The following is a 21,676-nucleotide window of genomic DNA, read 5'->3' on the forward strand; positions in this document are numbered from 1 at the left end:
CTATGAGTAGTCGCTGCACCGCTCACTGAATCTTCGATCTCGTCCGACACCCGCCACCCCGCTCAAAGAGCGGCAATCATCCCGGCGGAGGCCCGGCGTGCAAGGTGGCCGTCAGACCCCGCTTACAGTACGACCAATGGTTGCACGGCAGCTTTGACGACATCGTTGCGTTTCAGAAACGCTGTTTTCCGGACGAGCTAATCGTAATGGAGCGTACGGCCCAACTTTGGTCTAAGCGGTCGTTGCCGGCAAACGAGAGCGCTTCGCTATTGCGTGACCTCTAAATCTCGCGACTTAGCTAAGCCGCCGCATTGGCTTGGCGCTTGCCGTCTTGAACAGCAGATTTCCACTCAACCAGCGTTAGAAATCGATCTTGAGTGACTTGTAGTCGCGGGTCTAACCCCGCCAAACAGAATACCGCCCTTGCCGGCACGATATCGCCGAGTATTTCGGCACACTCCGATATATGCACTGGACGCTGGCGTGACCGGAGTTGTGTGACGATTGAGTCCAGAAACGCGGGCTGATCAGGCCTCTTGATGGACAGATCCCGGTCGTTGAGAGCCCAGACCTGCGAGCTGAGTTTGATCAACGGATCAATCACCTGAAATTGCATCCCCTGATTTATACCACGCACCGCTACTAAACGCTGTCGAAGCTCCGTTGAGGATAGCGGCTCCCCGGCGTTTTGCATGATCGCGATCACGGCTTGGCGGATATCGACGCGCACGTTCTCGTTCGCGGCTTCGCATTTGGTCCATACCATTCGTCCGAGTGAATGGAGCTGAGCGACCTGCTTCAAAGCAATATCCATCTGATATTTATCGAAATGATCCGGCAAAGTCACTCCACGCCCGATCAGCAAATCGATCAATTCAGATGCGTGCCACTGTCGATCGACGGTCGCTTCCATCACAATTTCAGCCGCTTCATCGGCAAGCGCTTCCCAGATAGCCCGAGATGCCGTGACGTGCTTAAGCATCCCGTACGTACCTGGGCCGAACAAGTATCCGACCTCAGCCGCCGCATTATGGACTCGGCGTTCGTCGAGATCCCGTCCAGCGCGCGCGGTCGCCTGGATTGTGATGTCGCTGTAGTGAAGCGGCGTATCGCTCTCTAAGAGCACCGCTTCCACGACCTGATCGACGCCGCGGCCATAAGAAATCAGCGTTCGCGCCTCCGCATCATCGGCAAAATGGCACCATTTCGCGGATATTTCCCAAAGAAGCGCACCAAACTCGCGTGCGTCGTCGGGGATGAGAAGTTTAACATGATGCTGGCAGTCCTGCTCGGTCCATCGCTGATCGACGCCGCTCGCTAAGAGTCGTCGCGCCGTCGCGACAATCTCGTGCCAGGAGTCTTGGCTGAGAAAGCTCAAATACTCGACGCCATCGATCTCGACGAGGGAAACGGCAGCATTGCACATGTTCGCAATCAGGTATCGAACCGCGTCGCGATGAGCGGCGACACCCGAAAACCAAGGGTCGAGCGCTTCGGCGCCGATCAGCGGCAGGGGAAATTCGCGATCAGCCAACAAAACATGAAGTTTGGCGGCTAGCAAATCATCCCAGACTTCCCGCCTGATAAGCCGGTCAACCACCTTCGCCTCGATCTGGCGAATTCGTTCTCGAGTAATCCCGTATGACTCCCCAATCTCAGCGAGCGTCTCGTTGGGGCAGCCGAGGCCCATTCTCCGAACGAGAATGTCGCGCTCTCGGTCCGCGCATGTCGCGAGCGAAAGACGCACCGCTTCGAGCAAATTGCCTGCCGATGAACGCGATACCTCGTCTTCGCCCCCCCGAGGACCATCGAGTAGCGCGCGGCGAAGAATGTCAGCCAACTGATGAATTGATGTCCGCCCGAAGTTCGGAAACCTGAGCATCTCGGCTACTGTCAGTGCCCCGATATCGCTCACACGGCTCAGCGATCGATCGCGAATGACATTGCCGATGCGCACTGTGAGATCGAGTTCGCTTAGAACTAGCGAGCTGAGCCAAGGCGGCGCGGCCCTTGCGAGCATTGTCGGATCGTCTCCCTGATCACCGACGAGGTAGGCAGAACGACATATGGCGAGCTGAGTTCGTAGTTCGGGCTCTAGGGAGTTTTCGAAATCGAGGTAGGTGTCGTCGTCAATGATGCCTATGCTGGCCAGCGGGCCCACTTGCTGCGGATGGTCAAGGACGAACAATCTGACCCATCCCGCCATATTGACCGCCGGTGCCGCGCATGGCGGGCTCGGTTCACGCTCTGCGTAGCCCCAGCCTTCGAGCGCTAGGAAGATGGGCTCACTTTCGACATTGCCGACAGCGCCTTTCGACGTTGCGAACGAGGAAGGCAAGGCGCCTTTGGCGCTTGGAGTGAGCAAGACTCTACCCGGAAACTGCGATGCCAGTTGCTCGAACGACTTTGCCACACGTCGCTCGAATCCGACATGGAGGACCGCCGTTTTCCGCTCCTCGCGCTGCTGTTCCCATGCGCGCAAAACTTCCTCGAGTGAATGAAAGACCTCGATGTCCCATTCATCAACAGCAGATCGAAGCATAAGGAACGCGCGTAGCGATGTCGGCATGACTATTCGGGCTTCGCGCTGGCCTGATCCATGAGCGCCACGAAGTCGATCTCGCCAGCCTTGGCTTGCGAATAGAGCTCAGTGACTCCCCAATCGGCAAGCCGCTCGATAAGGCGATAGACGGTGGTGTCGGTCAGGGCGGCGGGCATCAGCGCTTCCACCGATCGGCGGAGCGATTGCTCCGGATCGAGCGACCCGACATTGTAGAGATTGACCCGCTTGACCAGTTCGCCGGGGATCGCCCCGTGCGCGATCGCCAAACTCACGCCAAAACGGTAGCCGTCGATCTTGTCGGCGAAGACACCCATTTCCTTGAGCTCAGCCAATTTGTCATCGACCGCTTCGGAAAGCCCTACGTTGATGAGGTCGTTCGTGCTCACAGCGCCGTCCTCTCGATTGTCGATTGGGTCTCCGAGATTTCCTTGATCGTGTAGGCGGCACCGATGCGTGACTTGATCGACGCAAGATCGGTTTCTGGCCGGATTTCGCCACCATGCACCAGCAAGACGAACTGGCTGGTGACTGTCGGAAGATATTTCAGAATGTTGTCCCGATGCTTGGGATCCAGTCGGCCGAACGGCGTGTCCATTACGACAGGCCCGATGGCTCGACCGGTTCGATTGAGGCCGTCGATGAGCGACAACGCGACGACCTGTTCGGCACCGGCACTGCGGATCGAAACTGGCCGCCCCGTGCTATCGACAATACTCAGACCATAGTTGCTGTTTATCTCAAGCCCGCGATACGACTTCTGCGTCGTCATTTCCTTGAATGACTGGCTCGCTAGTGTTTCGACCCGTTCACGCAGCTTGTCCCGCAGGCGCTCGACGCTCGCGGCAAAACACGCTTCGATCTCGCCGATGATACCAACCTTGACCGTGCTGCGCTTTGACCGCGCACCGGCAAGACCCTCCATCGACTTCCGGGCGACAGAGAGTTCCTCATTGGTTTTCTCGATGTCGCGCTGAGCGCCTTTGATCGATTCAGTGAGCCGTCCTTCCTCCTTCAGTTTTTCCTGTTGAAGCACTCGCTTCCTTGCCAGTTCCGCGGTGTCATGCCCTGCGATCTTTTCTTCTGTCCGCTCGATATCGTTCTCGGCCTTTTGGAGACCCACTTCGGCAGCTCGAATATCTTTGTCGATCTCGACAAGCCGGTCGCGGGCTTTGACGCCCTTAATTTCATCGAGAATCGAAAGTTCTGAGGAAATCCCCTGAAAGTCGGTCGCCGCATCCTCCAAACTTGCGAGTTCGACTTCGAGTTTCCCAAGCTGCGCACCCAGGGCGGCGCGCTCGTTTTCGGGGAATGGCTGTTGGCAAGTGGGGCATTCGCGAGTCTCGAGGAGGCTTTTGACCCCCTTGATGTTCTCCTCGAGCTTTAGACGGGCCCTCAGCGATTCCGTCGATTTTGCCTGTCGTTGCCGAAGGATAGTCCGCTTAACCTCCAACTTGGAATCCAGCATGTCCTTCCAGGCCAGCGCGAGCAGGCCATGTCGCTCGCCACGCTTCTTTTTAAGCGTGACGTCAAATCCCGATGATGCTTCGCGTGCCGCATCTAAGGTCGCTTTCAACGCCAATACCGTTGCCGCCTGTTCCAGCTCGTCTTCGAGCACGGCCCTGTCCGCTCGCGTCTGCGTCAGCTTTTCCTGCAATTTTGCGAGGTCTGCGTCCTGAGTATCAAGACGTGTCGTCAGCTTGGTCATATTCTCGGCGGATCGTTCAAGCCCGGCTATATGTGCCATTTCTTGGCTTTGTTTCTTCGTTGCGGATTTGAGCATCGCACCGAGTTCGGCGCGACCGTTGGTGAGCGCCGGCACACCGAGAACCTCCTCAATCGCTTCTTTTATCTGTCGGCCTTGCTCGCTCCCCTCGATCAAAAGCTCTTCATATTCCCCGAGCAGTTCACCGTCGAAAAGGAAGAAACGCGCGACCTGTTCGGGCGCGAACTGATTGATTTCCGCTTCGATCTGATCGCCAGCGATGACGATGCCATCCTTCGAGAGGTGGGTCGCCACGATGAAATCTTCGGTCCGCGAAGGGGTCGCGACATGGGGACGCCGATCGGCGGTCCTGCGCAACTCGTATTGATGACCATTGGCGTCAAATTTCAGAAAGACATCTACATGCCAATCATCGATCCGCGCGCCGTCTTTATTCACGACGTCATGAAGTGCGATCGGGCGGGAGTGTCGACCGAGCGCGCGACCGTAAAAGCCCCAACGGAGGGCGTTCATCAGCGAGGTCTTACCTCGCATATTATCACCGAAAACCACCATCACGTTCCGGTGATCCTCGGTCGGAAAATCGACGGTGATCGTCTCCCGGTAGGGCATGAAATTGGTCGCGGTGAGCTGGTGAAGCCGCATTACGACGCTGCCCCTTGCGTCGAGGCATCGACCGCTTCGTCGATCAGCCTTTCCATCGCGACCGATGATTGGGCGCGGTCGCTGTTGAACTGATGCCGACGCTGGACGGCGTAACACGCGCGGAGCAGGGCCTCATCGACATTCGGTGCCACCTCAGCGCGCACCGCGAGCAGCGTCTGTAGCGCGAGATCATCGCTATCACTCATCATCTTCGTCCCCCTCCCGTACGTCGAAGTCGTCCGGGTCTATTCCCATATTAATTGCAATTTCGCGCAGTTCCGCGCCAGCCATGCGGTTCAGAGCATGATTTGCAAACTCAACTGACCGAACGAGCTCCGCCCGCAGCAGGCCCAGCTGATCCTTTTCGTCTTCGGGGTCGACCGGCGTCACGATCGCATCGTGAATGACCGCCAGTGCCTTGCCCGGCGCCTGCCGCAACACGCGCCCGCGCCGTTGAATGAACTGCCGGGGATTTTGCGAGGAGGCCAGGATCAAAGCATGCGAAACCGCCGGAATATCCACCCCTTCGTCGAGACAGCGGATCGAGACGAGGACGCCGCCGTAGGACTTAAACCAGTCCATTGTGGCGTCACGATCGCCCGACATGTTTGAGTGATATTCGATCGGGCTCATGCCTTTCTCGCGTAGCGCGATGAGCACGTCGGTCAGCTGGCCACCGTCTTCGCAGTAGATCAGCCAGCTTTGGCCAGCCTCGAACTCGGATTCGAGCACATCGGCCGCCAATTTAATCTTGGCGCTCGCTTTCTTGGCGATACGGGCGCGCTTGATAAGCATCATCCGAGCGCGCTCGCTTAGAATCTTGCCGCCGCCTTCGTCGGTTTTCGAGCGGGCGATCTCCAGCTGGATCGCCTTGGTTTCCTTGAGCCACTCTTCGGCTTCGGTGGCCGTCAGGTGAATGGGGTGAGGATGATATTCATAGGGGACGAGCCTCCCGGTGGCGACCGCATCAGCGAGCGTAATCGGAGGGGGAACGACTGCCCCGAAATAGTTGAAAATCTTCGCAGTGCCGTCCGGGTCGCCGTAACGCTGCGGCGTCGCGCTGAGGCCCAGACGCGCGCCGGCTTCGACTTGCAGAAAGAGCGAATTCTGCGGGCTCCCGATTTGATGCACCTCGTCCGCAACTACGAGCAAATGGTCGCCTTGGGAGATCCCTTTTCGAAATTCGTCGCCCGCTGCGGTCGGCATCATCGCCACGATTAATCGGGGTCCGAGCGAAGCATCGGAATCGGTCATGCCGCGAAGGCGGCTTGACCCTTTCCACCGACCGTGGCCGGCACCCGCAAGCAGCATGACGGCTTCCGGAATTTCGTCCGCGAGCTCCTTAGCCCATTGCTCCAAGAGCAACCGGCTGGGCACGAGGACCAAGGCGGGCTTGCCCTCAGCCAAGTGTTCGCGGATCGCGATGATGGCGGTAAACGTCTTCCCGCTCCCGGTGGCATGCTCGAAAACGCCGCGGCGCCCTTGTTTCTTCCATGAGTCGATCGCGCTCACCTGGTGGGGGAGCGGCGAGCGTCGTGTCGGTTCTCGCTGAGCGGGTTCGGTGATCAATTCGTCCAACTTGGTTGCCGCATATCTCTGCATGTATTCCTTGACCGTAGCCGGGACCGCCGAAACCTCAATGTCGGGATCTTTCTGGGACCAAAGTGTTTCGAAGTGTCGCGAGTGCCGCGCAACGCGTTTTGCTTCGAGGCCACCGCGCCAGCCGCAAAAAACTTCAATCGATTCAAAATTGCCTTTGCTGTGCCACCCGCTCCAGGTCTCGTTCGTCGATCCCTTAAAACTAACTTCGTTGCCGAGGCCGTCCGAGAAAATGCCGATTTTCTCGTGATATATTCCTCTACGGTCCCTTCGTTCGGCAATCTTGATTTCAAGCGCGCCCGTTGAGATCAAAGTCGCAAGGGTGCGGGCGGCGAAAGCCGTCCGTCGATCGGCGAGAAGGGCGTCGAACTGGGCGATGAGCGTGGCAGCGACGCTTTCGCCGCGCTGCGCATAGCCGACCGCGATTTGCTCGACGTCCTCGTGGTCGAGGTCGGGTGAGCATATCATGCGGATCGTGCCGCCCCGCCGAGCGAACTCGATGACTGCGGGTCCAACAACGAGGAAAACCGTAGAGCGAAAATATCCGACTGCGCGATCGTAGGTCGATGCTTCTCTCAGGCACCGGACATAGAAGTTGCCCACCGGATCGTCCTTGAGGGACCGATATTCCGTGTCGAGATCAAGCGCGGCCAGATTCCCGCTGTAGTTCGATGCACCATCCAGCGCAGCCTCGGTCACGAACGGATCAACTGGTCGGGCGGCGGCGATACCATCGGTCAGCCCGCGACCTTGCTCGGGTCCTGGAGCGTGAGGCCAGGAAATCGACCCATCGATCCATCGACATATCCCCGGTCCGCTTCGACAGCGATCCAGCGCCGATTGAGACTTTCGGCGACGCTGCCCGTCGTGTTCGACCCTCCGAACGGATCAAGCACGAGGTCGTTTTCGTCCGTCAAGAATTGAATAAAGAAGGCAGACAACGACGACTGCATCCGCGCCGGATGAGCCGGCAAGCCCTTCTCTTTGCAGTAGCTACGATAACCCGCATCCCATCCAGTCCCCGTGTACTTCAGCAACGACTCTGGATAGTGTTCTCCGGTTAGGTCGAGGACGTTCGGTCCGATCGACCCGCCATGATCCGTCAGAAACCCGGTTTTCGAGATTACGTGGCCGGAGGGGCGAGTGCCCGCGTTGTAGGACTGCCGCTCAAGCAGTTTCTTCATGTCCTTGCTGTACGGATTTAGCACGCGGCGGTTGTCGGCTTTGGGAAATTCCGCTTTCGACATCCACCAGACGTGAGTGAAGGAATCCTTTAGCCGGGCTCGCTTGAGATTGACCCAAGCTGCCGGGCTAGGGAGGCGCGCCGGGTTGTGGCAAATGACGTGCTGACAAAGATTGAGCTTGGCAGCGCGCTTGAATGCGAGAAGCGCCTCAAGTGGCAGCGTCGACATTATCGGCGCGCCTTCTTCCCAGGCGTTTCCGATTTCGATGACGATCGAGCCATCGTCAGTCAATAACTCAGCGAGCGGAGTTGCGAGGGCTTCAAGCCACTTAAGATATGCTTCGCCGGTTTCGTTGCCATATCGCTTTTTCCGGACAAGCGGAAATGGCGGCGACGTAACTATCAGATTTACCTTGCCTTTGTACTCCTGAAGATGTGCACCCACGATTGCATCTTCGATCCGCGCATGGAGCATAACTCCGCGGTCAGTCTCGTAGCCGACTGCAACCCCTGAGCCCTCATCTCGGCCTCCCGTTTCAAACGATTTTGTGGCCACGGTCAGGGGTTTTGCCCGCGTCCGGTGCACTCTGACGCGCAAAGACGATTGGCACCGGCATCGCCGTGCGCCGCATTGCGCGCACTTTCCGCGCCGATCTCGGTTTGCATTAATCCCCCTTAGAATACGCATAATTGCCGCCGATCATAAGGGCGTGGCTTCGAACCGCAACCGACGATCGGTCCGGCGGAACCGGGATGGGGAAACGTGCTTGAGCACGGGCCGCGCCTTTTGCTCGAAGGCATACATGCGCGTCGGCAACCCGGCCCACTGAACTGCACTGGATACGACTGGCGTGCCGGGCAGTGCAACTGCCAACTGGATCACGACGAGGCTAAGCGGTCGTTGCCCCTTGCCAAACGAAGTGGACGTGCCGAGAATCAACACGATGCGTACCGATGTAGAACATCTGCCGGGAGTTCAGCAAAACGAGCTTCGGCGCGTGCAGGACATGCTAATGGAGGAGTTCGGCGAGGCGGTCTCGCGTTCCACCTCGACCTCCCGTAAAAATGGCAAAATCTACAAGATCATCCTGTTTGGCAGCTACGCGCGAGACGATTGGGTCGATAAACCGGAGAATGGATACCAGTCCGATTTCGATTTGCTCGTTGTGGTCAGCCACCGCGATTTAACGGATATCGAGCATTATTGGTACGTCGCCGAGGACAAAATCCTGCGCGATGCGGAGATCGGCCGGCCGGTGAACATCATCGTCCACTCCCTTGACGAAGTGAATCAGGCACTTGGGCGCGGCGAGTATTTCTGGGTTGATATCGCGCGGGATGGGATCGCCCTTTACGAACTGCCGTGTCATCCCCTCGCCACGCCGATGCCGCTGACTCCCGCCGATGCGTATGAGATGGCACACAGTTATTTTGAGGATTGGCTTTCTAAGCTCGATCGCTCCATTCGTACCGTTGAATTGCAGCTGGGCGAAGGAGGCGAAAACCCAGGTTGGCGCAAAGAGGCGGCGTTCATGCTCCACCAAGCAACCGAGCGGGCGTACATCTGCTTTCTGCTAGTACGCACGCTGTATTTTCCCCGTTCGCACAATGTGAAATTCCTACGCTCGCTCTCGGAAGATAAAGAGCCGCGCTTGATTTCCGCGTGGCCTCGCGAAACGCGGGTCGAGCGCCGCCGGTTCGAGCTTTTGAAACGCGCGTATGTCGAGGCGCGCTATTCGGCGAGCTACGAGATCAGCGCCGAAGACCTAACCGCGATTGCGTCATCCGTCAGATCGCTACGCAATGCGGTACAAGTGGTTTCTCACGAGCGATTGGACGAACTTCGCCGCGATGCGGGCGCCTAATTGATCGTGCTGTCGGGATCGCTACGGCGCGGCTGGTGCAAATGCATCGACAAAAGGCAAATTGCCTGAATCTATTGGCGCCATAGTCAAAGCTAGCGCGTCCCGGCGTTTTTTCACTCAACAGCGTAATACCGCTTTCCGTCACTTTCCGCGACTTTGCCCTCAGCCCGACCGTTAGCTGGTCCGGCGGGGAAAGCTGCCGCCATGACGCCCACCAAATTGCTGATCGGCCAGATCCTCATCGTCTTCGCGATCGTGATCGCCGGCGTGTGGGCGGCAACGCAATGGTCGGCGGCGATGCTCGCCTATCAGCCCGAACTCGGCGCGCCATGGGCGGTGGTCGGCGGTTTGCCGATTTATCGGCCTTGGGCGCTGTTCGCGTGGTGGTATCATTTCGGCGCCTATGCCGAGCCGGTGTTCGACCGGGCCGGGATGCTGGCCGGGGCGAGCGGGTTCATCGGCTGCGCCGCCGCGATCGGTGGATCGCTGTGGCGAGCGCGCCAGTCGAACAACGTCACGACCTATGGCTCGGCGCGCTGGGCCAGTGCTCGCGAAGTTCAGGCCGCAGGTCTGCATCAAGATGCCGGGGTGCTGCTTGGCTCCCTACACGGCCGCTATCTGCGGCATGACGGCCCCGAGCATGTGATGGCATTCGCGCCGACGCGCTCGGGCAAGGGCGTCGGCCTCGTCGTGCCGACCTTGCTCTCCTGGACCGGTTCAACCGTCGTCCACGATATCAAGGGCGAGAACTGGACGCTGACCGCCGGCTGGCGTTCGCGCTTTTCGCATTGCCTGCTGTTCAACCCGACCGACGCGCGCTCGGCGCGCTATAATCCGCTGCTCGAAGTGCGTCGCGGTGCCGACGAGGTGCGCGACGTGCAGAACATCGCCGATATCCTGGTCGATCCCGAAGGGGCGCTCGAACGCCGCAACCACTGGGAGAAGACCAGCCACTCGCTGCTGGTCGGGGCAATCCTCCACATACTCTATGCCGAAGAGGACAAGACGCTCGCCCGCGTTGCGACCTTCCTGTCCGACCCGCAGCGCAGCTTCGTCGCGACGCTCAAGCGGATGATGTCGACCAACCATCTCGGCACCGTCGAAGCGCCGCGCGTCCACCCGGTCGTCGCTTCGGCCGCGCGCGAATTGCTCAACAAGAGCGAGAACGAGCGCTCCGGCGTGCTGTCGACCGCGATGTCGTTCCTCGGGCTCTACCGCGACCCGACCGTGGCCGAGGTCACGTCCCGCTGCGACTGGCGGATCGCCGACCTGATCGAGGGCGAACGGCCAGCCTCGCTCTACCTGGTCATCCCACCATCGGACATCAGCCGCACCAAGCCGCTCGTCCGTCTTGTCCTCAACCAGATCGGGCGCCGCCTGACCGAGCGGCTCGACCAGCCCGCCGACGCGCCGCGCCGTCACCAGCTGTTGATGATGCTCGACGAATTCCCGGCGCTCGGCCGCCTCGACTTCTTCGAGACCAGTCTCGCCTTCATGGCCGGCTACGGCATCCGCGCCTTCCTGATCGCGCAGAGCCTCAACCAGATCGAAAAGGCATACGGCGAGTACAATTCGATCCTCGACAATTGCCACGTCCGCGTCGCGTTCGCGACCAACGACGAGCGCACCGCCAAGCGCATTTCGGACGCGCTCGGCACCGCGACCGAACAGCGCGCGATGCGCAACTATGCCGGCCACCGGCTGGCGCCCTGGCTCGCCCACGTCATGGTCAGCCGGCAGGAGACCGCGCGCCAGCTGCTGACGCCGGGCGAGGTAATGCAACTGCCCGCCACCGACGAGCTTGTGCTGATCTCAGGCCTCGCACCGATCCGGGCGAGGAAGCTGCGCTATTTCGCGGACGCCAATTTCGCCTCGCGTGTCGCGGCCGCGCCGAAGCTGGCCGATGGCATCTATGCCGACCGACCCAAACCACGCTCCAACGATTGGGGCAGTTTCGCGCGCATTCCCGATGCCCGTCTCGCGCGCGTCACCGAAACCGAGACTGGTGACGATGATGGCGGAATGCAGCAGCAGCGCCATCCGGGCATCGCCGATGACAATGGCGGCAAACAGACCGAGCAGGTCGAACCCGAATTGCAGATCGACGACGACGGGGACGGCGCTGCCGAAAAGCGCACGATGGATCAGGCGCGCGGGTTGAGCACGATCGTGCGCGGCTACGGCATCAACGAAAGCAGCGGGCGCGACCTGCTGCCGGGCCTCTAAGCGATGAAGGTCCGCCAAAACCTCTACATCGACCGCGCCATCGCCGACGCGCTAGAAGCGCTCGCCTCCGGTCCCGGCGGCAACAAGAGCCGGCTTGTCAACGACGCGCTCGCCGCCTGGCTTGCCCGGCGCGGGACCAAGGAGGTCGACGATCTGCTGAAAGGGCGGCTCGACCGCATGTCGCGCGAACTCGCCACGATCCGTCGTGACGGTGAAGTCATGCGCGAGAGCCTGTCGTTGTTCGTGCGTTACCAGCTCACCGTCACCGCGCCGCTGCCGGAAGGCGACAAGGTCGCGCTGGCGATCGGCCGCGATCGGTTCGAGGCGTTCGTGGGACAGGTCGGCCGTCAGCTTGCCAGCGGTCATCCGACGCTCGGTGCACCCGTCGATCAGGCGGTGCGGTCGTGACCGGCGGGCCCGACACCGTCTCCGACGGCCGCCGCCGGGCGATGCTCCGCACCGCCATGGGACCAACGATCGCGGCAGCGCTCGCCGACCCGCTGGTGGTCGAAGTGATGGTCAACCCCGATGGTGTGCTGCGGCTCGACCGATTGGGCGAGGGCCGCACCGACACGCAGGTCCGTTACGATCCGGCGCAGGTCGAGCGGATCATCCGGCTGGTCGCGAGCCACGGTCGCACCGAAGTCCATGCCGGGTCGCCGATCGTCTCGGCAGAGCTCCCGCCGCATGGCGAGGGAGCTGGCGAACGCTTCGAAGGCGTGCTGCCACCCGTCAGCCTCGCGCCGTGCTTCTCGATCCGCAAGCCCGCGACGCGCATCTACACGCTGCTCGACTATGTGAATGACGGCATCATGTCCGCAGATATCGCGCGGCTGCTGTCGCTCGCGGTTGTCGATCGCCGCAACATCCTTGTCGCGGGCGGCACGAGCTCGGGCAAGACAACGCTCGCCAATGCGCTGCTCGCCGAGATGGCGCATCTCGATGAGCGCGTGATCCTGATCGAGGACACGCGCGAATTGCAGTCGCCGGCGCGCGATACCGTCGCGCTGAGGACCCGCGCCGGCGCGGTGACGATGGCCGATCTGGTCCGCTCGACGCTCCGGCTGCGCCCCGACCGCATCATCGTCGGCGAGGTTCGCGGCGGTGAGGCGCTGGACATGCTCAAGGCCTGGAACACCGGCCATCCCGGCGGCATCGCCACGGTCCACTCCAACAGTGCCGCCTCCGCGCTCTACCGGATCGAGCAGCTCGTTCAGGAAGCGGTCGTCACCATGCCGCGGAGGCTCATTGCCGAAGCGATCGACATGATCGTTTTCATTTCCGGGCGCGGCACCGCGCGGCGGATCGATGCGCTCGCGCGCGTCGCCGGCCTCGATCCCGACGGCGGCTACGCGCTCGTCGATCTTTCAACCGACCAACCCTGACCCCTCGAAGGAGATTGACCATGCACGCCATCCGTTCGTGTTTCCGCACCGCTCCGATGATCGCCGCCACTGCGATCGCCATGACCGCGATGATGTCCGCGCAAGCCTGGGCCGCGGGTTCGGGCATGCCATGGGAGGAGCCGCTCCAGAAGGTGCTGGAGTCGGTCCAGGGGCCGGTCGCCAAGATCGTCGCGGTAATGATCATCATCGTCACCGGCCTGACGCTGGCCTTCGGCGAGACCGCAGGCGGCTTTCGCAAGCTGATCCAGATCGTGTTCGGCCTGTCGATCGCGTTCGCCGCCTCGTCCTTCTTCCTGAGCTTCTTCAGCTTCGGCGGCGGGGCGCTGATCGGATGAGTACGACTCTATCCGGTTCGGGCCAGCACATCGCCGGGTTCGAGGCGCCAATCCATGGCAGTCTCGGCTCGCCGATCCTGCTCGGCGGCGCACCGCGCGGGCTCGCGATCGTCAACGGCACGATCGCCGCCGCGGTCGGGCTCGGCCTCCAGCAATGGCTGATCGGTCTGATCCTGTGGGCTGCGGGCCACAGCGTCGCAGTGTTCGCCGCCCGCCGCGATCCCGATTTCGCCCCGGTTCTGATCCGGCACCTGCGCCAGAAAGGCTATTGGGGATGCTGAACCTTGCCGAATATCGATCGCACGCCGATCGCATCGCTGATCACCTGCCATGGGCGGCGCTGGTCGCGCCGGGCGTCGTCCTCAACAAGGACGGCAGCTTCCTGTCGGTGCTCTCCTTCCGCGGCCCCGATCTCGAGAGCGCGACCGAAGCCGAACTCATCTCGGCCTGTGCCCGCGCCAACAACGTGCTGAAACGGTTCGGGAGTGGCTGGGCACTGTTCTTCGAGGCCGAACGGCGCGAGGCGATCGGCTATCCGGACAGCAGCTTTCCCGACGCGGCATCGTGGCTGATCGATGCGGAGCGGCGCGCGGCGTTCGAGGCCGAGGGGCAGCATTTCGAGAGCCGGTTTCACCTGACACTGACCTGGCTGCCGCCCGCCGACAGCAGCGACGCCGCCGGCCGGTCGCTGGTTGAGCGGCCCGAGGCTGAGGCGAAGGGGCGCGACTGGCGCGGCGCGCTCGCGTCGTTCATCGCCGAGACCGCACGGGTGCTCGACCTGTTTGCCGGATTCATGCCGGAGGTCCGCGCGCTCGGCTCGGCCGAACTGCTGACCTTCCTTCACGCCACCATTTCGACCCGCCGCCACGCCGTCGCCGTTCCCGAAACGCCGATGTATCTTGATGGGCTGCTCGCCGACACGCCGCTGACCGGCGGTCTCGAACCGATGCTCGGCGAAATGCATCTGCGCACATTGACCGTGCTCGGCTTCCCGACGCTAAGCCGGCCCGGCATCCTCGACGCGCTCAACACGTGCGACTTTGGCTATCGCTGGGTCACACGGTTCGTCGCGCTCGACAAGTCCGACGCCACCAAACAGCTGACCCGCGTTCGCCGCCAGTGGTTCAACAAGCGCAAGTCGATCACCGCGCTGCTGCGCGAGGTGATGTACAACCAGCCGACGCAGCTGCTCGACAGTGACGCGGACAACAAGGTCGTAGATGCCGACGCCGCGCTGCAGGAGATCGGCGGCGATCATGTCGCGTTCGGCTATCTGACGGTCACGATCACCGTCGCCGACCCCGATCGAGCGCGCGTCGAGGAGAAGGTTCGCGCAGTCGAGCGGATCGTCAACGGGCTCGGCTTCACCGCCAAGCGCGAAGGCATCAACGCGGTCGAGGCCTGGCTTTCGTCGCTCCCCGGGCATGCCTATGCCAATGTCCGCACCCCGCTCGTCCACACGCTCAATCTCGCCCACCTCATGCCGCTGTCGTCGGTCTGGGCCGGCCCGGTCGGGAATCGCCACCTTGCGGCGCCGCCGCTATTCTACGCGCAGACCGGGGGATCGACGCCGTTCCGGCTTTCGACGCATGTCGGCGATGTCGGCCACATGCTCGTCGTCGGACCGACTGGCGCCGGCAAATCGGTGCTGCTGTCGCTGATCGCATTCCAGTTCCGCCGCTACACCGGCGCACAGGTCTACATCTTCGATAAGGGCTTCTCTGCGCGAGCCGCCGTGCTGGCGATGGGCGGCGCGCACCACGCGCTGGGGCTCGGCAACGATGCTGGCCCGGATGGGGCTGGCGGCCTCGCCTTCCAGCCGCTGCGTCAAATCGACCGCGATGAGGAGCGCAGCTGGGCCGCGGAATGGATTGCCGCGCTGCTCGCGCACGAAAAGGTGGTGGTGACGCCCGAGGTCAAGGAGTCGGTCTGGTCGGCGCTCCAATCGCTGGCGTCGGCACCGCCCGAGGAGCGGACGCTAACCGGTCTCGCACTGCTTCTCCAGTCGAACGCGCTGCGGACGGCGCTCACCGCCTACACGCTCGAAGGCCCGTACGGCCGTCTGCTCGATGCCGCTGAACCGGACGTCGCCTTTGCCGATGTCCAGTGTTTCGAGACCGAAGCGCTGATGGGGCAGGTCGGCGTCGTCGCGCCCGTGCTGACCTACCTGTTTCACCGTCTAGAAGAGCGGTTCGACGGGCGGCCTACACTGTTGATCCTCGACGAAGCCTGGATATTTCTCGATCATCCGCTGTTCGCCGCGCGCATTCGTGAATGGCTCAAGACGCTGCGCAAGAAGAACGTTGCCGTCCTATTCGCAACGCAGAGTCTCGCCGACATCTCCGACAGCAGCATTGCGCCCGCCATCATCGAAAGCTGTCCGCAGCGCATCCTGTTGCCCAACGATCGCGCGATCGAGCCGCAGTCGCGCGCGGCCTATGAACGGTTCGGATTGAACGAGCGCCAGATCGAGCTGGTCGCCCGGGCCACGCCCAAGCGGCATTATTATCTGCAATCGGCCCGCGGCAATCGGCTGTTCGAACTCGGTCTGGGACCGATTGCGCTTGCCCTGTGCGGCTCGTCCGATCCCGCTGCGCAAGCACAAATCGACGCACTGCTCGGCGAGAGCGGCGCCGATGCCTTCGCAGCAAATTTCCTGCGCGACGCTGGCCTCGACTGGGCCGCGACACTGCTCGCCGACTTCCCCGCCGACCCCCAACCCTGAAAGAAGGAGTATTAGCCGTGCCTACCCAACCGTCCATGCGCCGCGATCGGCGCCGCCGCACGATCATCGTCGCCCTGCTCGGGGCTGCAACGACCGCATCGCTCTCGATGGCGGTGCACGTCTCGCCAGCGTCCGCCCAGATCACCGTCTATGATCCGACCAACTTCTCGCAGAATGTGCTGACCGCCGCGCGCACGCTGCAGCAGATCAACAACCAGATCCGCTCGCTTCAGAACGAGGCGACGATGCTGGTCAATCAGGCGAAGAACCTCACCACCGTCAGCTTTCCCGAGCTTCAGGCGATCACGCAGAAGCTCCAGCAGATCGATCAGCTGATGGGGCAGGCGCAGGGCATCCAGTTCCGCGTCGCTACGACCGAGCAGCAGTTCCAGCAGATGTTCCCGTCAGCCACGAACCCGGCGCTGGGTTTCAACGCGCAGGTAGCCGCGGCGCGCGCGCGGATGGAGGCGTCGATCGCAGCCTTTCGTCAGACGATGTCGGTTCAGTCGCAGATCGTCGAAAATGTGTCGTCCGATGCCCAGACGCTGAACGGCATCGTGGCGCGCAGCCAAGGTGCTGAAGGCGCGCTGGCCGTCGGTCAGGCCACTAATCAGTTGCTCGCACTGACCGCCAAGCAGCAATTCCAAATCCAGCAATTGATGGCCGCGCAGTATCGCGCCGAAGCGATCGAGCAGGCGCGGCGCGATCAGGCCGAGTCCGACGCGCGTGCCGCCGCCCACAGGTTTCTCGGTTCCGGTTCGGCCTACACGCCTCAGCCCCCTGGGCATTAGGTCCGAACCGGTGCGCGGGCGGCGGTGAACCACCCCTTCGCCGTCGCCGCCGCGGGGTCCGGTCCCGCTCCCCACGACCGGGCCCCGCGGCAATTCATCAATCTCGAACAGCCGAGCTGATCATGAACGATCTCAATGTCGTCGACCGCTTCATGGCCGCCTTCATCCGCTATATCGACAGCGGGTTCGGGCTGCTGGGCGGGGACGTCGGCTTCCTGACCACCACACTGATCGGCATCGACATCACGCTGGCCGGCCTGTTCTGGGCGATGGGCGGCGAGCAGGACGTCATCGGCCGCTTCATCAAGAAGATTCTATACATCGGCGCGTTCGCGTTCATCATCAATCAGTTCTCGACGCTCGCCGACATCATCTTTCGATCGTTCGCCGCCGCTGGTCTGACGGCGGGAGGCGGCACCATGTCGGCCGACGATCTCCTAAAGCCTGGCCGTCTTGCCGGCGTCGGGTTCTCGGCCGCATGGCCGCTCCTTCAGCAGATTTCCGACCTGACCGGCCCGGTCGCGTTTTTCACGAACTTCATGACGATCGCCGTGCTGCTGATAGCCTGGGCGCTGACGATCATCACCTTCTTCATCCTCGCGGTGCAAGTGTTCGTCACCATCATCGAGTTCAAGCTGACGACACTCGCCGGCTTCGTCCTGGTCCCGTTCGCCTTGTGGAACCGCACCAGCTTCCTTGCCGAGCGTGTGCTCGGCAACGTCGTCAGTTCGGGCATCAAGGTGATGGTGCTCGCCGTCATCATCGGCATCAGTTCGAACTTCTTCGCCGACTTCACGGCCGCATCGCAGGGACAGGAGCCGGACCTCGCGCAGGCGTTGAGCCTCGTGCTCGCGTCGCTGACTTTGTTCGGCCTCGGCATCTTCGGGCCGGGCATCGCTGCCGGTCTGGTGTCCGGCGCTCCCCAGCTCGGGGCTGGCGCCGCGCTCGGCACCGTAGCCGGCGCGGCTGGCATCACCGCGCTTGCGGGAGGCGCCGCAGTCGGCGCGGCCGGTGCCGCAGGAAGTGCCGCGCTCGGAGCTGTTCGCGCCGGCACCGCGATGGGTTCGGCCGCCTCGGCATCCTATCAGCTCGGACAATCGGCGGCCGGCTCCAGCAGCGTCGGCGCGGGGTTGCGCGGCGTCGGCCAGGCCGCAGCCGGCGCGCTTCGCCAGAAGGCGTCGAGCGCACTTGGTCTCTCCGAAGCTGCCAAGAGCGGGCGCGACGGCGCCTGGTCAGCGCTGACCGGTGCCAAGTCGGGGCAGCAGTCGTCCGCGGGTGACGAGAGCGCGCCGCCGCAGTGGGCGCAGTCGCTGCGCCGCCAGCAGGATTCCCGACATCACCGTCAGGTTGCGCTGCACGCCCTGAAACAGGGCGACCGCGGCGGCGGCTCCGCCATCCCCGACATCAAGGAAAAGGATGATTGATCGCCATGACCACCGGAATCTTCAAGCGAAGCCTGCAACGGTACGGCCGCACGCCGGAACCATCGACGCCTTACCAGCGGGCTGGTCAGCTATGGGACGAGCGCATCGGCTCGGCTCGCGTGCAGGCGCGCAACTGGCGGCTGATGGCATTCGGCGGGCTGGCATTGTCGAGCGCAATGTCAGGTGCGCTGATCTGGCAATCGTTGCAAAGCCATGTGACGCCCTATGTCATCGAGGTCGACCGGCTCGGCGAGGCCCGCGCGATCACGGAGGCCGAGGCTGGCTATCGGCCGACCGATCCGCAGATCGTCTGGCATCTCGCGAAGTTCATCGAGAATGTCCGTTCGGTTTCGCTCGACCCGGTGCTGATGCGGCGCGACTGGTTGTCGGCCTACGATTTCACGACCCGCCGCGGCGCGCAGTTCCTTGGCGACTATGCCCGGACCGCCAACCCATTTGCCGGAATCGGCGAGCGCACGGTTTCGGTGCAGGTGACGAGCGTCGTTCGCGCGTCCGACAAGTCATTCCAGGTGAAGTGGACCGAGACCGCGTTCGAACGCGGAAGCCAGGCGGGATCATCGCATTGGACCGGCATCCTGACGGTCGAGCAGCGATCGCCGGTGTCGGCGGACTCGCTTCGCAAGAACCCGCTCGGCATCTTCGTCGATGCCGTCGACTGGAGCCGCGAGCTCGAACCGCCCGCGCCGGCGCAGCAGGCAAATCCGAATGCGGCACCGACAAGCAGTCTTCCGCTTGGTTCTCCGCTCGATCCCCGGCTCGCCGCCCAACCCATCGTCCCGCAAGCTCAGGAGCCTCGGCCATGAACCGACTGCATCTACTGCCCGCATTACCCGTCTTGGCTTTCGTTCTGACCGGCGCGGTCGCGCCGCCCGCCAAGATTCCATCGGCGTCACCGACCGCGTCGGTCGCTAGCGCGGCACTAGCGGCAAGACGCCACCACCGGCGAACGGGCGAACGGCATAACACGACGCGCCCGATCTCTGACGTTTCGCGGGCCAATCGGGCCGCAACGCTCGAACCGGCATCGCGGGCGTTCATCAATGCCGTGCAAGTTTATCCCTTCGCCGAAGGATTGCTGTTCCAGGTCTATGCCGCGCCCGGGCGCATCACCGACATCGCGCTCCAGCCCGGCGAAGCATTAGTGTCTGTCGCCAGTGGCGACACGGTGCGATGGGTGATCGGCGACACTACCAGCGGAGCCGGTGCCGACAAGCGTACCCACATACTGATCAAGCCGTTTGCGGCGGGGCTGGCAACGAGTCTGATCATCACGACCGACCGGCGCACCTATCATCTCGCACTGAGCAGCAACGCCGGCACCGCGATGGCTGCGCTTTCGTGGACCTATCCGCAGGACGACTTGATCGCGTTGAAACGCGCCTCTGCCGAGGGTGCGGCGGCATCGCCGGTGGCGAGCGGACTCGACATCGAACAACTCAGCTTCGGCTACGCGATTACCGGCGACAAACCAGACTGGAGGCCGTTGCGTGCTTTCGACGATGGGCGGCAGACGTTCATCGAATTTCCCGCGCCGCTGGCGGTGGGTGAGGCGCCACCGCTGTTCCTCGTCGATCGCAAGGGCGACGCCCAACTGGTCAACTATCGGCTACGCGGCCGCTTCTACGTTGTCGATCGCCTGTTCGACACCGCCGAACTTCGTCTCGGCACGAAGCATCAAGACATCGTCCGGATCACGCGCCGAGGCACGAAAGCCAATCGGAGGGCATCGTGACCGACCCGATTGATCCTGTCCCCGATGACGTGTTGACCTCGCCGAAGGTCGACCCCGAAACGCTCGTCCTCCGCGCCAAGCCCGCGCGGGCAATCCGGTTCAAGCGCGGTGTGGTCGTTGCGATCGCCGCGCTCGCTTCGGTTAGCGTCGTCGCTACGGCATGGGTCGCACTACGCCCCACCGCCTTCCATCTGATCGGCCAGAACGATGATCGAGGCGAAACCGGCCGGGCTCCCAGCGATGCGCTGAGCGGTCTGCCGTCGAGCTATGGCGATGCCCCGAAACTCGGGCCACCGCTCCCCGGAGACCTTGGGCGCCCGATTCTCGAACAGCAGAACGGTGTGGCTCCTCTCTCGGCACCGATGGCAACGTCGCCAGACCCGGCCGACCAAGCGGCAGCAGCCGAGCGCGAAGCACAGCTGGCGCAACTGAAGGCCGCCCGCCAATCCGGGTTGATGGTCAAATCCGCAGCGCCCGAAACAGGCGCCGGCTCCGCGGCGGCACCTGATAACCAGCCCCAGGCAGCAGCAGCAACGAAACCATCTCTAGACGCGGATCGCGATCCCAACGCGCAGGTACGCAAGCTTGATTTCGTGGGCACGAACGATGCGAAGGGTCCGACAAATCCCCACGCCCTTACGGCCGCCGCGTCCCCTTACACGCTGTCAGCCGGAAGCGTGATCGCAGCAAGCCTCATCACCGGCCTGCGCTCGGATCTGCCAGGGTTGGTGACGGCGCAGGTGACGGAGCGCGTGTACGACAGCGCCACTGGTCGGATCTTGCTGGTTCCGCAGGGTGCGCGACTTATCGGGAGTTACGATAGCGTTGTTGCGTTCGGACAGCGCCGTGCGCTCGTCGTTTGGCAGCGCATCATCCTGCCCGACGGCAGCTCGCTCGCGCTGGACAATGTGCCGGCGACCGATCCGTCAGGATATGCAGGACTTGCCGACAAGGTGGATTTCCACACGTGGTCGCTGCTCAAGGGCGTTGTGCTGTCGACGCTCCTCGGGGTTGGATCGAGCCTGACCTTCACCGGCGAAAGCGATCTCGTCCAGGCGATCCGTGAATCGACACAGCAGAATGCGTCGCGCGCGGGCGATCAACTCACATCGCGCAATCTTCAGGTCCAGCCGACTATCACGATACGGCCCGGCGCTCCTGTACGGCTGGTCGTGCACCGCGACCTGATCCTCGCACCGTGGCGCGAATAGGAGTTGAGCATGACTGACATCAAGCTGGCTCGCCTCCCAGACCGCATTCCCGTCAAGGTGACGATCGCCGTCCCTCCTAACTTGCACCGTGATCTCGTCGATTACGCGGCGGTCTACAAGGCAGCCTACGGAGACGATCAACCGGTCGCCGAACTGATACCGCATATGCTGGAGGCATTTCTGGCTAGTGACCGCGGATTCATTCGCGGCCGTACCAGATCATGACC

The 21,676-nt window shown here is 62.5% G+C and carries 19 protein-coding genes; 13 read left to right on the top strand and 6 right to left on the bottom strand.

Annotated elements, in window-relative coordinates; genetic code table 11:
• Nucleotides 1–298: 298 nt before the first annotated feature.
• From WC704_RS04135 to WC704_RS04160, 6 genes are read right to left on the bottom strand one after another with little or no spacing between them, the layout of a single operon-like run.
• Nucleotides 299–2,542: a sigma factor-like helix-turn-helix DNA-binding protein gene (locus WC704_RS04135; protein ID WP_372888732.1), complete on the bottom strand. Its 2,244-nt coding sequence runs from the start codon at nucleotides 2,540–2,542 to the stop codon at nucleotides 299–301.
• A gap of 29 nt (nucleotides 2,543–2,571) precedes the next feature.
• Complete coding sequence (locus WC704_RS04140; protein WP_372888733.1) at nucleotides 2,572–2,949, bottom strand: hypothetical protein; 378 nt, start codon at nucleotides 2,947–2,949, stop codon at nucleotides 2,572–2,574.
• Entirely contained in the window at nucleotides 2,946–4,931 is a 1,986-nt protein-coding gene (locus WC704_RS04145; RefSeq protein ID WP_372888734.1) for an AAA family ATPase, read from the bottom strand. The genes WC704_RS04140 and WC704_RS04145 overlap by 4 nt, the downstream gene beginning before the upstream one ends.
• Nucleotides 4,931–5,140 carry a DNA modification system-associated small protein gene (locus tag WC704_RS04150; protein ID WP_372888735.1) on the bottom strand — a complete coding sequence of 70 codons (210 nt, stop codon included), beginning with the start codon at nucleotides 5,138–5,140 and terminating at the stop codon, nucleotides 4,931–4,933. The genes WC704_RS04145 and WC704_RS04150 overlap by 1 nt, the downstream gene beginning before the upstream one ends.
• A complete protein-coding gene (locus WC704_RS04155) occupies nucleotides 5,130–7,229 on the bottom strand; it encodes a DEAD/DEAH box helicase family protein (RefSeq protein WP_372888736.1) in 2,100 nt (699 codons plus the stop codon). The genes WC704_RS04150 and WC704_RS04155 overlap by 11 nt, the downstream gene beginning before the upstream one ends.
• 38 nt (nucleotides 7,230–7,267) lie before the next feature.
• Nucleotides 7,268–8,158: a site-specific DNA-methyltransferase gene (locus WC704_RS04160; protein WP_372888737.1), complete on the bottom strand. Its 891-nt coding sequence runs from the start codon at nucleotides 8,156–8,158 to the stop codon at nucleotides 7,268–7,270.
• Between the two features lie 499 nt (nucleotides 8,159–8,657).
• Between WC704_RS04160 and WC704_RS04165 the strand changes: the two genes are divergently transcribed.
• From WC704_RS04165 to WC704_RS04225, 13 genes are all read left to right on the top strand, one after another.
• A complete protein-coding gene (locus WC704_RS04165; protein ID WP_372888738.1) occupies nucleotides 8,658–9,578 on the top strand; it encodes a HEPN domain-containing protein in 921 nt (306 codons plus the stop codon).
• Nucleotides 9,579–9,782: 204 nt separating this feature from the next.
• Complete coding sequence (locus tag WC704_RS04170; protein WP_372888739.1) at nucleotides 9,783–11,804, top strand: conjugal transfer protein TraG; 2,022 nt, start codon at nucleotides 9,783–9,785, stop codon at nucleotides 11,802–11,804.
• Between the two features lie 3 nt (nucleotides 11,805–11,807).
• Nucleotides 11,808–12,212 (top strand): CopG family transcriptional regulator, encoded by a 405-nt coding sequence (locus WC704_RS04175; RefSeq protein ID WP_372888740.1) that lies wholly within the window; start codon nucleotides 11,808–11,810, stop codon nucleotides 12,210–12,212.
• A gap of 41 nt (nucleotides 12,213–12,253) precedes the next feature.
• On the top strand, nucleotides 12,254–13,189 hold the full coding sequence (gene trbB, locus WC704_RS04180; RefSeq protein WP_372889092.1) for a P-type conjugative transfer ATPase TrbB: 936 nt from the start codon (nucleotides 12,254–12,256) through the stop codon (nucleotides 13,187–13,189).
• Nucleotides 13,190–13,209: 20 nt separating this feature from the next.
• Nucleotides 13,210–13,545, top strand: coding sequence for a TrbC/VirB2 family protein (locus WC704_RS04185; RefSeq protein ID WP_372888741.1), 336 nt, complete (start codon nucleotides 13,210–13,212; stop codon nucleotides 13,543–13,545).
• Nucleotides 13,542–13,826 carry a VirB3 family type IV secretion system protein gene (locus tag WC704_RS04190; protein WP_372888742.1) on the top strand — a complete coding sequence of 95 codons (285 nt, stop codon included), beginning with the start codon at nucleotides 13,542–13,544 and terminating at the stop codon, nucleotides 13,824–13,826. Before WC704_RS04185 ends, WC704_RS04190 begins: the two co-directional genes overlap by 4 nt.
• Nucleotides 13,820–16,270, top strand: coding sequence for a conjugal transfer protein TrbE (trbE, locus tag WC704_RS04195; protein ID WP_372888743.1), 2,451 nt, complete (start codon nucleotides 13,820–13,822; stop codon nucleotides 16,268–16,270). The genes WC704_RS04190 and trbE overlap by 7 nt, the downstream gene beginning before the upstream one ends.
• Nucleotides 16,271–16,305: 35 nt before the next feature.
• A complete protein-coding gene (gene trbJ / locus WC704_RS04200; protein WP_372889093.1) occupies nucleotides 16,306–17,061 on the top strand; it encodes a P-type conjugative transfer protein TrbJ in 756 nt (251 codons plus the stop codon).
• A gap of 122 nt (nucleotides 17,062–17,183) precedes the next feature.
• Nucleotides 17,184–18,485, top strand: a complete 1,302-nt coding sequence (gene trbL, locus WC704_RS04205) for a P-type conjugative transfer protein TrbL (protein WP_372888744.1) — start codon at nucleotides 17,184–17,186, stop codon at nucleotides 18,483–18,485.
• Between the two features lie 5 nt (nucleotides 18,486–18,490).
• Nucleotides 18,491–19,309 carry a conjugal transfer protein TrbF gene (gene trbF, locus WC704_RS04210; protein ID WP_372888745.1) on the top strand — a complete coding sequence of 273 codons (819 nt, stop codon included), beginning with the start codon at nucleotides 18,491–18,493 and terminating at the stop codon, nucleotides 19,307–19,309.
• Nucleotides 19,306–20,238, top strand: a complete 933-nt coding sequence (gene trbG, locus WC704_RS04215) for a P-type conjugative transfer protein TrbG (protein WP_372888746.1) — start codon at nucleotides 19,306–19,308, stop codon at nucleotides 20,236–20,238. The genes trbF and trbG overlap by 4 nt, the downstream gene beginning before the upstream one ends.
• Nucleotides 20,235–21,449, top strand: a complete 1,215-nt coding sequence (locus tag WC704_RS04220) for a TrbI/VirB10 family protein (RefSeq protein WP_372888747.1) — start codon at nucleotides 20,235–20,237, stop codon at nucleotides 21,447–21,449. Before trbG ends, WC704_RS04220 begins: the two co-directional genes overlap by 4 nt.
• Before the next feature lie 9 nt (nucleotides 21,450–21,458).
• A complete protein-coding gene (locus WC704_RS04225) occupies nucleotides 21,459–21,674 on the top strand; it encodes a DUF2274 domain-containing protein (RefSeq protein WP_372888748.1) in 216 nt (71 codons plus the stop codon).
• Nucleotides 21,675–21,676: the final 2 nt, after the last annotated feature.

Source organism: Sphingomonas sp., from assembly GCF_041661885.1.
GTDB lineage: Bacteria > Pseudomonadota > Alphaproteobacteria > Sphingomonadales > Sphingomonadaceae > Sphingomonas.

What these genes read in the sequence shown, in the direction of transcription:
- WC704_RS04135 (WP_372888732.1), bottom strand. Translation starts at nt 2,542, where the DNA reads ATGCTTCGATCTGCTGTTGATGAATGGGACATCGAGGTCTTTCATTCA.
- WC704_RS04145 (WP_372888734.1), bottom strand. Translation starts at nt 4,931, where the DNA reads ATGCGGCTTCACCAGCTCACCGCGACCAATTTCATGCCCTACCGGGAG.
- WC704_RS04150 (WP_372888735.1), bottom strand. Translation starts at nt 5,140, where the DNA reads ATGATGAGTGATAGCGATGATCTCGCGCTACAGACGCTGCTCGCGGTG.
- WC704_RS04165 (WP_372888738.1), top strand. Translation starts at nt 8,658, where the DNA reads ATGCGTACCGATGTAGAACATCTGCCGGGAGTTCAGCAAAACGAGCTT.
- WC704_RS04170 (WP_372888739.1), top strand. Translation starts at nt 9,783, where the DNA reads ATGACGCCCACCAAATTGCTGATCGGCCAGATCCTCATCGTCTTCGCG.
- WC704_RS04175 (WP_372888740.1), top strand. Translation starts at nt 11,808, where the DNA reads ATGAAGGTCCGCCAAAACCTCTACATCGACCGCGCCATCGCCGACGCG.
- trbB (WP_372889092.1), top strand. Translation starts at nt 12,254, where the DNA reads ATGCTCCGCACCGCCATGGGACCAACGATCGCGGCAGCGCTCGCCGAC.
- WC704_RS04185 (WP_372888741.1), top strand. Translation starts at nt 13,210, where the DNA reads ATGCACGCCATCCGTTCGTGTTTCCGCACCGCTCCGATGATCGCCGCC.
- WC704_RS04190 (WP_372888742.1), top strand. Translation starts at nt 13,542, where the DNA reads ATGAGTACGACTCTATCCGGTTCGGGCCAGCACATCGCCGGGTTCGAG.
- trbE (WP_372888743.1), top strand. Translation starts at nt 13,820, where the DNA reads ATGCTGAACCTTGCCGAATATCGATCGCACGCCGATCGCATCGCTGAT.
- trbJ (WP_372889093.1), top strand. Translation starts at nt 16,306, where the DNA reads ATGCGCCGCGATCGGCGCCGCCGCACGATCATCGTCGCCCTGCTCGGG.
- trbL (WP_372888744.1), top strand. Translation starts at nt 17,184, where the DNA reads ATGAACGATCTCAATGTCGTCGACCGCTTCATGGCCGCCTTCATCCGC.
- trbF (WP_372888745.1), top strand. Translation starts at nt 18,491, where the DNA reads ATGACCACCGGAATCTTCAAGCGAAGCCTGCAACGGTACGGCCGCACG.
- trbG (WP_372888746.1), top strand. Translation starts at nt 19,306, where the DNA reads ATGAACCGACTGCATCTACTGCCCGCATTACCCGTCTTGGCTTTCGTT.
- WC704_RS04225 (WP_372888748.1), top strand. Translation starts at nt 21,459, where the DNA reads ATGACTGACATCAAGCTGGCTCGCCTCCCAGACCGCATTCCCGTCAAG.